The following is a 13,589-nucleotide window of genomic DNA, read 5'->3' as shown; positions in this document are numbered from 1 at the left end:
ACGACGGGCCTGGGTCAGCCTAACCCCCCGCTTGTCACAAATACTGCTGATTGCTTCAATCTTCAGCTCTACCCCGTCTCGCTGCGGTACCGCGAGGTTCCCCGCGATGGATTGGGGCGAAGTGCTTTTCACAGGGCTACCCTTTATTTGTGCTTCGTCCGCAGAGCGTGGATCGTCTTTCTTTCGCACGGTGCTTGCTGCTCACGCCGGCTCGGTCGCAACGATGTAGTCACATCCGTGCAGCAGGCCGCCTAGCTGCTTTGACGCTGCCAGGGCGTGCGCCTGCAGGTCAGCCGTGTGTCGCATAATCGCTAAAGCCAGTGCGCGATCGGTGAGCTTGGCTGCGGCCCGGTTGCACATTGCCAGCTGGCTTTCGATGAAACGGGCTCCATACTTATGAGTACTTCCTTGGCGTCAATAGGCCGTAATCCGGCCGTTTCCAGTGCGCGTAGCGTCCAACGCAGCAGGTACTCCCTGTATGGGCTGTCCCCAGCCAGTAGCAGGACAGCATCCCGTAAACGATCAATCTCATTGATCACCTGACACCAAGGAGCCCGTCAAGGACCTTTCCGAGATTGCCGCCACTGAGCTGGATCTGCTGGGCGCTGACAATGGTGACCGTCGAGGCAATCTTGCTTACATCTTCAGCCATGCCGTTGACATTAATGGCATCCAGCGTAGAGGCGGCAGGCGGTGCTGCGGTGTGTGCTAGTGCATGGGGTGAGTACAGGGGGGCTGTAAGGATCCCCATAGCGATGCTCGTAGAGAGGATGTTGCGCGTTGTCGTCATGCGGATTCTATAGCTAACAGTGGCCGGCAGTTTCGCATGAGGAGTGATGGATCACGATCACCAAGGGTTGAGGTCGATGCAGAGTCAGAGCCGATTGCTGAGCGGCGATTCCCCCAAGCCCGTAGATGCAATGTTATAACATCCACTCAAGGGTAAGTACCACCCTCTTTGCCATGCCGGCGACGCGAGCCAGCACACGCCCCCCGCCGCTTTCGATCCGCTCGACAACCCATCAGCCCCGGAGTCAAACCATGGTGTTACGCATCTGCATCCTCTCTGCCGCGATTGCAGCGAGCCTCGTTGCAGCCATGCCTGCGCTGGCTGCGCAGACCGTTGCACAAGCTCAACAGGCACCCAATTCCAATCCCCTACTTGGGGTATGGCACACCCCGGACGGCGCACCGCCGTACGACCTGATTCGCCCAGAGCACTACGTGCCCGCATTTGATCTAGCTATTGCCGAGGCGCGGGCCGACAGCTTTCGAATTGCTGGCAACAGCGCAATGCCTTCATTTGAGAACACTGTTGAGGCGATGGAGCGCTCTGGAAGGCAATTGGCAAGAGTTTCGAGTACGTTCTTCACCGTTGCGTCCGCCGATGCCACTGATGCCAACCAGGCTATTCAGAAGGACGTCGCTACCAAGCTTGCACGGTTGTCCAACGATACTCTGTTGGACCAGAACCTTTTTAAGCGCGTAGATACCGTCTTCCAGAAGCGCGCCCGGCTTGGCCTTACACCCGAGCAGCTGCGCTTGGTTGAGGAAACGCATTCCAGCTTTGTCCGGGCCGGAGCTGCACTTTCCCCTGCCTCGAGAGCTCGGGTGGCGGAGATCAACGAACAGTTGGCGAAGCTCGGCGTTGACTTTGGCCAGAAGCTTCTCTCCGACCAAAAGGCCAACGATGTAGCCCTTTCGTTTGATGAGGTGCAGGGCCTCCCTGCCGACCAGGTCAGCGCCGCCACCGTAGCCGCGGCAGCTGCAGGCAAGCCCGGGGAGTATCTCTTCACAGCTACGCGCTCGGCAGCTGAGCCCTTCTTGACGCTGTCCCCGAATCGGGAGGCCAGGGAGAAGATATGGCGGGCATTTACGTATCGGGGTGACAATTCCAATGCCAACAACACCAGCCAGATCATCTCCCAGCTCGTGAGCCTGCGCGCCGAGCGGGCAAAGCTGATGGGTGCAAAGAGTCACGCGGACTTCGTTCTGGAAGACTCGATGGCGAAGAACACCGAGGCGGCGCTCGGTCTTCTGATGTCCGTATACCGCCCAGCGCTGGAGCGTTCCAAGGAAGAGCTTCACGACATTCAGGTTCTTGCGGCCAATGACGGTATCGAGAAAGTCGAACCGTGGGACTGGCGGTACTACGCCGAGAAGATCCGAAGCGAGCGCTTCTCCCTCGATGAGGCCCAAGTAAAGCAATTCATGCCTCTGGAAGGAATGGTTGACGCGCTGTTCGAGACCACCCAAAAGCTCTTTGGCCTCACAACCGTGGAGCGCAAGGACATTCCGGTGTACGCCTCCGGGGTGCGGGTTTTTGAAATTCGAGAGGCTGACGGCCGCAAGGTTGGTCTGTTCTACGCCGACTGGTTTGCTCGTCCTACGAAGCGCCCAGGTGCTTGGATGAATAGCATTCGCGTTCCCAACACGCTGCTCGGCGATACCCCCATCGTGGTGAACAACCAGAACATCCCCCAGCCAGCACAGGGCCAGCCGGCGCTGCTCTCGCTGGATGAGGCGCAGACTCTCTTCCATGAGTTTGGCCACGCGCTGCATGGCCTGCTGTCGACGGCCCGCTACCCAAGCCTTTCCGGGACGGCGGTCTCGCGTGACTTCGTGGAGTTTCCCTCTCAGGTCTACGAGCACTGGATCACCGCCCCCTCCATCCTCCGGGAACATGCACGCAACGCCAAGGGAGAGCCGATGCCGGAGACCATGCTGCAGGCGCTACTGAAGGCGCAGACGTTCAATCAGGGCTTTCAAACGGTGCAGCAGCTGTCATCTGCGATTCTTGACATGCGGCTGCATTCGCTGAGTGAACTTCCAAAGAACTTCAATGCACGTGACTGGGAAGAGGCGCAGCTGCGCGATCTCGGCGTTCCGAAGGAGGTTGGCATGCGTCATCGTCTGCCCCATTTCAGCCACATCTTCGACGGCGGCTACTCGGCCAGCTACTACGCCTACACGTGGGCCGAGGCGATGGACGCGGATGGATTCGATGCTTTCGTTGAGACCGGTGATGTCTTCAATCCGGAGCTTGCGCGAAAGTTGCGGCAGGAGGTCTACGAGCGCGGTAACACCCGTGATCCGGCAGAGAGCTACATCCGCTTCCGAGGCCGTTTGCCAACCGCGGATGCGCTATTGCGCAACCGAGGATTGAAGCAATGACGCAACGCTTAGAAGGCGCGAATTGGACTTTGCTAGGATTTTGAAAATATCGCATAGCTGGGCCAGTGGATCTATTGGCCCAGCTACAAAATGGTCGTCCCGGAGTAGTCGGCTAACTGCCCCCTCTCCCGAAAATCAATCCTCCAGAAGACGGGGAAAGTCGGGAGACACGGCGGGAAAGATCCTGTGCTGCTTTCTTGCAGCACAGGTGTACTCGGCCCAATGTCGCCAAGCCACTCAAGCTCACTGTGCGTGGCTCCGCCCCCTCCGCTGTCACCCAATCGCCTGGGTTCAGCAGATCGTGTGGCTCAATTCATCCAATCACTCTGGGGAGCCAAGATATGGAGAACAGCGACGAAGGCCATCGACTGCCACGACGGTCGGCACCAAGCTTTACCAATCAGGAATACCTCACCGGAAAGGGCCTGGGGACACGCAATCAGCTCCAACGGCATACCTAGTCCCCGCCCCCACATCTACCTTCCTCCCCTTTGGCGGTCCACCCAAATGCTGTCTTTGTGGACCACCGCCGCACGATTCGCGGCATGCCTCGCCAGATGCCAGGGAATGACAGCAGCGACAATTGCGCTCGCATCCAAAGCTATCCCAGTACTTGAATGATTCCAGCTGCCTGGCAGGTCGGCCAACGCCGCGAGGCTACGGCCGGGGATCGGTGCCGTCACCGCAGCGCCGACGTACAGCAGCTCATCCGCTAAGCGTGGATCCCCGCGTAGGAGTGCCCAAACAATTACCAGCACGAAGACTGCATGGTAGATGCTTTCGTGCCATGCCGGGACATTGGCGACCAGGCTAGGAAGCCAATGGGTAGCGGCCAGTGTTGCCGAATGCCGGTAACGCAGTCCAGATGCACACCGGTGGACATGGATTCGAGCAAACTGTGGCTCGCTTCTGCTTCGGCATGCTGGCATCGCACTGATTCCTGCGACGTGATTCGATCCATAGAAAGTTGCCCATGTAGAACGCGATTGCCACGGCGAGCCCTATCAGCAGGAGCATCCAGCGTAGCGGTTCTCGGCCGAAGCTTCTGAAGGAAAGCATGAAAAAGGCGTTAACCGCGCTAACCCGGCGAGTGATACGGTCAGCAGCGAGCGCACTGGCCCGCGAGAGGGAGGACTCTCGTCAGAGATGGCTGGCCTGCTGAAAGAAATACCGACTGAGCAGCAGCAGCGGCGAGGTTAGGTCTGATCGACCTTACCAAAGGCGCATGCAATCCACTCTCATGTGCTAATTTGCGCTGCTAAACTGGAAAGGCAGTCGTCGCTTGCGGCCGGGCGCGAGGGCTCCCCATTCCTCGCGCCCGGCGGCTACCCACTCCCCTCAGAACCAGCTCACCATTAGGCTGCGGTGGCGGAAGCGCCAGGCGTCCTCGCTACTGTGCGGCCGGATAGTGGATGGTCTCGACCTCGGAAAAATCGTGTTGCGTTTTCCCTATCAATCGAGCGGGAGAAAAGGACGAAAGAAGTGGGTGCCTTTCGCCGCTCATCAGCTCCTCCGCCGCAAGCCGGCCCAGCAAGGGGGCCAGTGTGATGCCGCTGTGCGTAACGACTGCATATACTCTCCCCTCCGGCACCAAGTAGCCAACGGCGGGGAGCCCGTCGGCAGGCCTCGACCGCTGCCCTACTTGGATGGATTGAAGACATGCAGGACGAACGTAAGTGAAAAGGCGTGATAGCCGTGCTGCAAACTCCTGGCCAACCGAGCCATCGAGGGCTGGTACATATGCAGGGTGCGCGTATTGGTCTAGATCGGGTGCTTGCAGCATGAGGCGCCCCCCACCGATGGGCCGTATGTTGAGTTCTGGCGTAATGAGATTGCAATCCAATTGAGCAGTCAACGGCTGCGTCGTCGCCAAGAAGCCACAAGCCCGCTTATTGGGTTCGTCAGCGTTGATCATCGCCAAAGGAGTGCCTAGTCTTCTCGTCAACTCCGGGATCCATCGCCCGGTGGCCAAAACACATGCTTCGCCTCGCCACTGGTCGCCAGTTGCTAGCTGCAGGGTCACGCGCTGGGGCGCCTCATCCAGCGCGACGACCCCCGTATTTTCGCGGACCACGCAGCTGAGCGAAGAGGCTTGCGACCGCAGCCACCCCATCAGCACATGTGGGTGAACCAAGCACTCCGTGGGGTACTGCCAGACGTCATCTATGCAGCCGTCCCATTGAAGATCCGGCACGCGACGATGAAGCTCTGCAAAGGAAAGCTGGTTGACGGGATAATGGCGCTGCTTCAGGAAATCGACGCGTCTGCGAAGGCGGGCAACCTGTTCAGCATCCCGGGCCCACTCCAAGGTGCCGCATGCCTCCAGCCACGCCGCTTGGGTCTGCGACCGGGCTTGGACCTGAAGCTGGACGTGTTCCTGCATGCCAGCGCAGTTGAGGTCGTGGTACGCCTGAGGGTTCTTTCCGTTGGAATTGACCCAAGCAAAGCTCAATCCGCTCGTCCCTGCGCCAATGTGGGAACGCTCGAACAAGGTCACGTCCGCTCCTCGTTCGGCGAGGGACCGCGCCGTCGCGAGCCCAATAACGCCTCCGCCCACGACTGCCACGCGGCGGCGGGTTTGTGAAGTCATACGAAGCCTTTGAAGAGGGCCGGCGGTCTGAGTCCGCCGGCCGTGGTGCTTAGGGGCGGAGTAATCTGGCAACCTGCTCATCCAGACGTTTTGAGGACTGGCCCAGCTTGGCCTGCCGTTCTGCCAAGCGTTGCGAGGCCCCGTTTATCTCCACCTTTGTCGAAGCAATCATTTGCGCGACAGCCATTTTGCCCGGACCGCCCACGCCATTGCGACGCTCCACGCTCTTGACAGGGTCAAGGGAATCGCTGACCTGCTGGGGGGTGATCCCCAACGAATGGCCCAAATTCGCCTTGGCGGCCTCCTCAATCATTGATGCATTGATCTGGTCTGCGCGCAGGCCCGCATCCAATGCTTTGACGACCACCGATGCAATGATCTCGTGCGCCTCGCGGAAATCGATGTTCCCTTGCTTGACGAGCAAGTCCGCCAAGTCCGTCATGGTCGAATAGTTCTCGGCGGCATATTTGAGCATCTGCGGTTTATTGGGATGAAGCGTGCGCACGACGCCGGTCATGGCATGGGTTGCTGCAAGCAAGGCATCGATTGAACGGGGCTCGAGCGGCACACGCGCGACACTGTGCTGATACTCAATAGCGTTGAGTGAGGTCAGAACGGAGGTGAGAGCGCCAACCGAGTTCGCTGCAATCTGTCGGGTTCGCTCCAGGGAATCGGGGTTCTTCTTCTGGGGCATGATGCTGCTAGTCCCCGCAAACGCGCCGTCCAGTTCTGCCGAGCGGTACTCGTCGGTAGTCCACAACTGAATCTCAGAGGCCAAACGTCCCAGCCCACTCAAGTAGATGGCGTTGTCCGACGCCAACTCCGCGATGTGATCCCAGCCAGCCGTCCCTTCCACCGTGTTGACGACAAGGCCATCAAACCCCAAGAGATCGGCCGTGCGCTCACGGTTGAGGGGCCAACTCGTCCCCGCGGCGGCTGCAGAACCCAGGGGGGTCTGATTCATGCGAACGTACAACTCCTCGTAGCGCTGGATGGACTTGCCCAAGCTTTCAGAGATTCCCATCAAATAGTGTGCCAGCGTGATCGGCTGAGCTTCCTTTCGATGGGTGTAAACCACCATCACGGTATCGGTGTTCTCTTCGGCTTTTTTTACGACCGTTCGCCTCAGGGCAATGAGCGCCTCGACGATGCGATTCACCTGGTCTCGGTAGAACATGCGGTTGACCGCGTTCGCCAGGTCATTTCGGCTCCGCCCGGTGTGCATTTTTCCAGCGACCGGCCCAATTTCCCGGATAAGCGCAGCTTCGTACGGAAGATAGGTCCGCAGGCTTGCATCGGCCTGGCTTGCTCGGTCCACCTCCTCAAGCCCCTTGAGGATCTGGCCGGCTTCTTCGCGAGTGATGATCCCTTGCTCCGATAGCATGATCACGTGCGCGCGGTGAAGGCGCGCTTCATAGGGGAACGTTGCATCGGGCAGGGTCTTCGCTGCAGCGTCGAAGTCATAAAGCTCTTGGAACTCTGCGGCCTTCGGCACGGCGCTTCGCCCGATGCGAGTGGCGTCTTTGCTCACGGAGGCATTCTGAGCCGACGCGGCGATACCGGTGAGCGAAGCCGCACAAGCCAACGTCAACGCAATGGCAGTTGGGAGTCGTTTCTTCTTCATTGCAATGGATCCTTAATCAAAAGCGCAACTGAGCGCGAGCAAAGTACGTCTTGCCGCTGTATCCAAAGGGCGAGATGTAGTTGTAGGGGAAAATTCCAACGTTGTCCGACCCGTTGGTGCCGGCAGCCACGCTTTCCACGGTCGAAGCGATGTTTTTGTCGGGGTACACGTCGAAGAGGTTGTTGACGCCCACTGAAAGCACCCAGTTCTTGGTCGGCTTGTAGGTGACAGCCAGATCACTGATGATCTTCGCACTGAAGTACTGGATCAGCTGGCTGCGATCACTCCCCTCGATGGCCACCGCGTTGGTTGAGTAGCCAGGGGCAAGAACGCCGATCTGCGCCTGCGTGAGGCTGGTAAAGGCGACCGCCCCCACCTTCCCATACCGTGTGTTGGTGAAGTGGAACTCCCAGTCCCCTTTTTCCCACCCGAGATCCAAGCTCATCTTGTCCCGAGGCATGCTGTCCGTGACTCGCACTTGCTGCGTCAGATCAAACAGCGGCGTTGTCACACCAAGTTGCGTCAGGGCGTCCGGGGTGCCTGCGATGTGGTCGAACTCTTGCTTGTTGTAGTTGCCACTGAACGTGGCAACAAAACGGCTCGCGTCTGACAGTTCCTTTTGATACCGGACCGTCAAATCCACACCGCGCGTCGTCGTGTCGACCGCGTTCGTCAAATAGCTGACCGAGCTCACCCCGGCGAAGCCATTGTCGGTGAGGATCCTGCCCACCGCTGCACCCTGGAACGTGGAGGACAGTGCGATGCGATCTTTAAGCTTGATCTGATACACGTCCACAGAGGCGGCGATAGCATCGCTGTTGTACACCAGCCCCAGCGAAACGTTGTCCGACTTTTCGGGCCTCAACGCTTTTGCGCCCAGCAGTTGCGCCACAGAGTTTCCGACCGGCAAAAGCCTTGACGACGTTTGGGCACCATTGACGATCGTCATGGAGGTCGTGGCAAAGTAGCTTTGCGGCAGTTGAGGTGCCCTAAAACCGGTGCTCACGGACGCCCGAAGCGCCCACTCCTGGGAGAGCTCAAAGCGAGAAGCAAGCTTGTAGTTGGTGGTGTTGCCAAAGTCCGAGTAGCGCTCGTGGCGAATGGCACCAGACACCAGCAGCGGTCCCCAGTTTTGCTCTGCCTCGATGTAGCCGGCATGGCTGTGACGCGATTCTTTCCGGGCCTCTTCCGGCACGATGCCCGAGTTGGCTTGGAAACCGACGGGAGCCACCTTCCCCGCATTGGGGCCGTCCAAGATCGGAACACCGCCGTTGAGGTAGCTCGCAACGTCCCCGTGCACCAGCTCGTAGGCTTCGCGCCTAAACTCGTACCCGAACGCCAGCTTCATGGGGGAAGCCTGGAAGACATTGAGCTCCTTGGTAAAGTCCAAGTTGGTCGTCCACTGGCCAAAGCGAGTGCCGCCCCGATAAGACGACGTTGGGCTTCCTGCACCCATGGAGGGATTGTTGGAGTTGACTTGAGTGGAATCGACCAGGCTTTCCCCGTAGACCGTTGAAATATCGTACGCGAAGCCGCCCAGGTCTTGCCCTTTCACACCGACTGCCAAGGATCGGTTCTCCAGGTCGGCTTGAACCGTGGGGGAATAACCGTCGGGGTGAAGCGCACGCACGGTCTCGTCCTGACCTGCTCTCCGTGCGAACCCTACCGATTCACCGTTGAGGCGGCTATAGCCTCCGAAGAGGTACAGGTCCACAGTCTCGGTCAGTGGGAGCTCAGAGTTGAGGAAGATCGACTTCTGCCGATACTCCGGTTCACCGAGCCGGAACGTGTTGCGGTCGACCGTTGCCTCCCGCGGATCGAGGACGCCATTGGAGGGAGTCAGTCCTGTTCCGGAACCGAAATTTCCGGAAGGCATGCGGGAGCCGTTCCCGCCAAAGTACTGCTGCCGGGTGTCTTCCTTCGCCCGGTTTGTACCGTCGCTCTTTCGATACGAAACCGTCGCGCGGAAGAAACCCGTCTCTCGTACCGGCAAGCCAACCCATGCATTTGTGTCCAGAGTCTGGCCGTCGCCTTGATCTGTCACGCTGTAACTGGTATCGGCCCCGGCTCCCAAGTCGCGGGCGAGTTGGAGATTGATCACACCTGCGATGGCGTCCGATCCATATTGAGCCGAGGCTCCGTCGCGCAGCACCTCAACGCGCTCAAGCGCGGCACTGGGAATGGCATTCAGGTCGTAAGCCACGTCGCCGCGACCAATCTGATTGTGGATGGAAAGGTCGCCTGATGCGTGCCGACGCTTGCCGTTGATGAGTACCAGCAACTGGCCTGGCGACAATCCTCTCAGTGACGGAGCCGTGTAGAAGTCGACGGCGCCCGCTGTAGAGGGCCGAGGAATGCTGAAGGACGGCACTTGGACTTTCAGCTGATCCTCTAAAAGGGGAGACGCAGTACGCCGGAGGTCCTCTCGCGACACCGAGTCGACGGGCACAGGCGACTCTGTAATGAGCCTCCCATTGAAACGCGTGCCGGTCACCATCACTGGAGCCACATCCGTGACAGTAGGCTCGTCAGAGCGAGGGCTGCCTTGCGACGTGGCACCTAGGGATGGCTGGGCCTCTTGGCCCGCTGCCGGCGCGGCCAACGCCAGGGCAATGGCGGAGGCCAGCAGGCTGGCCACCAAGTACTCAGTTCTGTTCAAGTGGGGATTTCCGAAGTGAGGGACGGTCAAGGGGGCCAGCAGCCCCTTACGTGCAATGATATAACATTGCATCCGCACCCATCGCGACATGGGATTCCACCAGCCTCTATGCTCTTGGCTCGCCGCTGAGGCAAGCTTGGAACGCTACGACGACTCTTGATGTGGCCGGTGGCTGCCGACCATGAGTAGTGCTCTGTGACAACAGCGCCGGCCCTCCCCTGACCAGCGCCTTTGAGCATGACTTTAGGAACAGGAAATGCAATGTTATAACGTTATTTTAACGAGAATTTGACCCCCCTTAGGTAGTGCTGATGATCCTCCCCAACGGTCTTTTTCGCCGCGAGTTACGGCCTGCGCGCCCCTCCCTGTCGACACTGGCGGCTGCGCTCCTGTTGAGCTTGGTCTCAGGTGCTCGCGCCGATGAAGGCCTGCGCAGAAGCGCAACACAGTTGGATGCCGTCGAGGTCAAGGTCAGCACGGCAACCCGGACAGAACGGCTGCTGTCTGACGTGCCGGTTCGCACTGAGGTCCTTCGGGGGGAAGACATCCAATTGCGCGCTGCATTGGACTTCTCAAAGGCGGCAGAGCTTATCAATGGTCTTCGCGTAGAGAGCAACTGTCAGAATTGCAACACCTCTGAAGCGCAGCTTCTAGGTCTGCCTGGCGCGTACAACCAAATATTGTTCGACGGAACCCCACTGCTTTCAACCTTAGGCGGGGTCTACGGGCTTGAGCAGATCCCGGCCGCGTTCATTGACACAATTGAGGTAGTTAAGGGGGGAGGCTCTTCCCTGTATGGCCCGGGCGCTGTCGCCGGGGTGATCAACCTGATCCCACGGCAACCGACGCAAAACGGCGGCTTTCTGCGATACAACGTGGATGTTCAGAAGGGCGAGCCGATCCATGGGATCGATGGCCGTGCTGACGTGGTCTCAGAAAGCGGCCGCGTCGGCCTTTCGCTGGTGGGGCAAGCCGCCAAAAATGACGCCATTGATTTCAATCATGACGGCTATAGCGAAATCACCGAAAAGGAGCAGCGAGTTGTCGGCTTCCAGGGGTGGTACACACCCAACGAGCGCACCACGTTGCGCGCCAACTATCAGTTCACCCATGAAAAGCGGCGCGGCGGCAATCGACTGGACCAACCTGAGTGGTTGGCGAACATTGCCGAGTCCATCAAGACGGACTATCACCGGGGCGGCGTGCGCTGGGATCAGATTGTTAACGATGATGTCGATTTCACCGTCGGGTACTCCTTTGCCTACATCAAACGGGACAGTTTCTACGGTGGACTGGGCGATGTCGTGACGGATCCCGCCGCCCCGGGGTTTGACGCAACCCAACTTGACCCGGCCAGCGATGGTGCTGCAGCCACCTCTTTCAATCAGTATGGCTACACCGAGGATCCGCTTCACTACTTCGACAGCCAGTTCAACTGGCGTCGGGGAGCCCATGCGATCGCGTTCGGCATTCAATACAAGCACGAGTCGATCAGGGACGAGAACCGCAATGCTGCCGGGCAAGCCTTAGGCACATCGTCGAACGATAGTTTTTCCAACCTGGGGGCATTCATCCAAGACGAATGGACGCTCAGCGACGCCATGGACCTGGTGTTGGGACTACGTGCCGACAAAAGCTCCACCCTTGACGACCCGGTCTACTCCCCCCGGATTGCGTTTGCGTTTCAGGCAAACGAACGGCTCAAGCTGAGGGCGGGCATCTCAACCGGCTTCCGAGCACCTGAGGTCTTCAGCGAAGATCTCCACGTCGATACTCTGGGTGCCGAACCCATTCGGATCCGCAATGAGGCGGGGTTGTCGGAGGAACGAGCATTGACGGGGATGCTCAGCCTTGACTGGCGCTCCGACCCCGCAAACGCGGCGTGGATGTGGGACGCAACGGTATCACTGACGAAGCTGCGCGACACGTTCGTGCTCAGCGAGGTGCAAACCGAACAAGATGGATCGTTGTATCAGGTCCGAAGCAACTCAAGTGGCTCCCGGGTTGCCGGCGTTGAAACCAACTTGGGCTGGCAAGCAACGGACAACCTGCGGCTTACCGCCGGAATCGCTTGGTACCATTCGCGCTACGACCAAGCGCAGGTGGTTTTTGACGACACCGGCGATGGTGGCGATACGGTCATTTCGACTCGAGATTATCTCAAGACGCCCGAATGGACGGGGGTGGCGCAGGCAACTTGGTCCCCCAGCCAGAACTGGGATGCCTACGTTGGGCTGAAGTACACCGGTCGAATGTATGCGCTCAACCACAACACCGCCTCTTTGAATAGAACGCCAGATTTCTGGGTGACGGACCTGGGCGGGACTAGGCATTTCCACCAAGCCGATGGACGAAGCATCGACGTTTCTTTTGGCGTCCGGAATATCTTCGACCAGCGCCAAAAAGACCTGGAGGTCGGTGCATCCCGCGACAGCGACTACGTCTATGGACCGAGGTTCGCACGCGCCTACTATGCAAGCATCCGATATGCCTTCTAAATGCGCTGGTCGTACAGCATCAGGCCGCGCCTTCTGGGTGTTCGGCCTGGTGATGATCGCCGGCGCCGCAGCATCGTCTGAGAATGATCTCCGCCATCAGATCGAACAGAACCTGGTGGTGCCCAACGAGGTCCGTTCGGTCAGGTTCAAGTGGTCACGCCCTCCAAGCATCCTTGCATTGTATTTCGGTGCCTCGTGGTGCGGCCCTTGCCACGCGTTCACCCCGGAACTGATCCGCATACGCGCTGCACTCAGAGAGCTTGGGACTGATACGGACGTTGTATACGTCAGCTTAGATGAGTCGGAGTTGGACATGCGCCGCTACATGCGCAGCCAAGAGATGCCTTGGCCAGCCATCGATTACAGAAAACTACAGTCCTTGCCAGCAGTTCGGACCCTCGGAGGCATCGCCCCGCCCAATTTGGTCTTGATCGGCCAGGGCGGCGAAGTCATCGCGAACGGGTGGCAGGGGCGGCGCTACACGGGCCTCGACCCCGTGCTTCGTGCCTGGCTAGCCGAAGCAAAGCAGTCAACCAGCCAACGTGAGCCGATCCATGAAAAATAAAGCAACTCCTGCTGTCCCGGCGACCTACGAGCAATGGCGTTTTTGCATAGAAGTGGAGTGCGGCCTTTCGCTCAATCGTCCCTGCATTCTTGAGCGCATATCGGCTCTACGAGATGGGTCGAATCACCACACACAGCAATTTGTGCGGTGCTGGGGGATTCTCACCGCCGGCGCGTACTGGAATGGTTTGAACACGCGCTGCAAGGCGGTCGTTCCCAGTGAGCAATGGTGCACGCTGACTCGCACTCAAACCAGCCATCAGAACCATCTGGTCCGATCCAGATTCTCCGCCGGGGTCCCACCTCGATGCGATCCGCGATGCAAGGCACTTCCGTGCGGGTGGCAGCCTTCGTAATCATGACTTTGCCATGGAAGCCTGTAGTGGTCGTCCCGGTATGCGTAGGCCTGTTGTCGCCAGCTTGGGGGCGAAAGCTACCCTGCCCTGCCCCGGAAATCATCTCTACCCCTGCCATGTCCGC

At 59.2% G+C, this 13,589-nt stretch carries 7 protein-coding genes and 1 pseudogene; 4 read left to right on the top strand and 4 right to left on the bottom strand.

What is annotated here, in order from left to right:
* Positions 1–535: 535 nt before the first annotated feature.
* Positions 536–790: a hypothetical protein gene (locus IAE41_RS00310; RefSeq protein ID WP_200731547.1), complete on the bottom strand. Its 255-nt coding sequence runs from the start codon at positions 788–790 to the stop codon at positions 536–538.
* 251 nt (positions 791–1,041) lie between these two features.
* Between IAE41_RS00310 and IAE41_RS00305 the strand changes: the two genes are divergently transcribed.
* Positions 1,042–3,174: a M3 family metallopeptidase gene (locus tag IAE41_RS00305; protein WP_200731546.1), complete on the top strand. Its 2,133-nt coding sequence runs from the start codon at positions 1,042–1,044 to the stop codon at positions 3,172–3,174.
* A 1,390-nt stretch (positions 3,175–4,564) separates the two neighbouring features.
* Here IAE41_RS00305 and IAE41_RS00300 read toward each other — a convergent pair.
* Genes IAE41_RS00300 through IAE41_RS00290 form a run of 3 tightly spaced genes read right to left on the bottom strand, consistent with a single transcriptional unit; the run spans position 4,565 to position 10,026 of the window.
* Complete coding sequence (locus IAE41_RS00300) at positions 4,565–5,845, bottom strand: FAD-binding oxidoreductase (protein WP_325166962.1); 1,281 nt, start codon at positions 5,843–5,845, stop codon at positions 4,565–4,567.
* Positions 5,814–7,388: an argininosuccinate lyase gene (gene argH / locus IAE41_RS00295; protein WP_200731544.1), complete on the bottom strand. Its 1,575-nt coding sequence runs from the start codon at positions 7,386–7,388 to the stop codon at positions 5,814–5,816. The genes IAE41_RS00300 and argH overlap by 32 nt, the downstream gene beginning before the upstream one ends.
* A gap of 16 nt (positions 7,389–7,404) precedes the next feature.
* Entirely contained in the window at positions 7,405–10,026 is a 2,622-nt protein-coding gene (locus tag IAE41_RS00290; protein WP_325166961.1) for a TonB-dependent receptor, read from the bottom strand.
* Positions 10,027–10,358: 332 nt separating this feature from the next.
* Between IAE41_RS00290 and IAE41_RS00285 the strand changes: the two genes are divergently transcribed.
* The 3 genes and pseudogenes from IAE41_RS00285 (at position 10,359) to IAE41_RS22385 (ending at position 13,332) form a co-directional block, all read left to right on the top strand.
* Positions 10,359–12,545, top strand: a complete 2,187-nt coding sequence (locus tag IAE41_RS00285) for a TonB-dependent receptor (protein ID WP_200731543.1) — start codon at positions 10,359–10,361, stop codon at positions 12,543–12,545.
* A complete protein-coding gene (locus IAE41_RS00280) occupies positions 12,520–13,110 on the top strand; it encodes a thioredoxin-like domain-containing protein (protein ID WP_325166960.1) in 591 nt (196 codons plus the stop codon). Before IAE41_RS00285 ends, IAE41_RS00280 begins: the two co-directional genes overlap by 26 nt.
* Positions 13,100–13,332: pseudogene (locus IAE41_RS22385) on the top strand (hypothetical protein). Before IAE41_RS00280 ends, IAE41_RS22385 begins: the two are co-directional and overlap by 11 nt.
* Positions 13,333–13,589: the final 257 nt, after the last annotated feature.

Origin of the sequence: Stenotrophomonas sp. S39 (genome assembly GCF_016624665.1) — a bacterium.
Taxonomy (GTDB): domain Bacteria; phylum Pseudomonadota; class Gammaproteobacteria; order Xanthomonadales; family Xanthomonadaceae; genus Stenotrophomonas.
The sequence above is the reverse complement of the archived record's forward strand: the minus strand, read 5'-3'. Positions and strand labels throughout refer to the sequence as shown.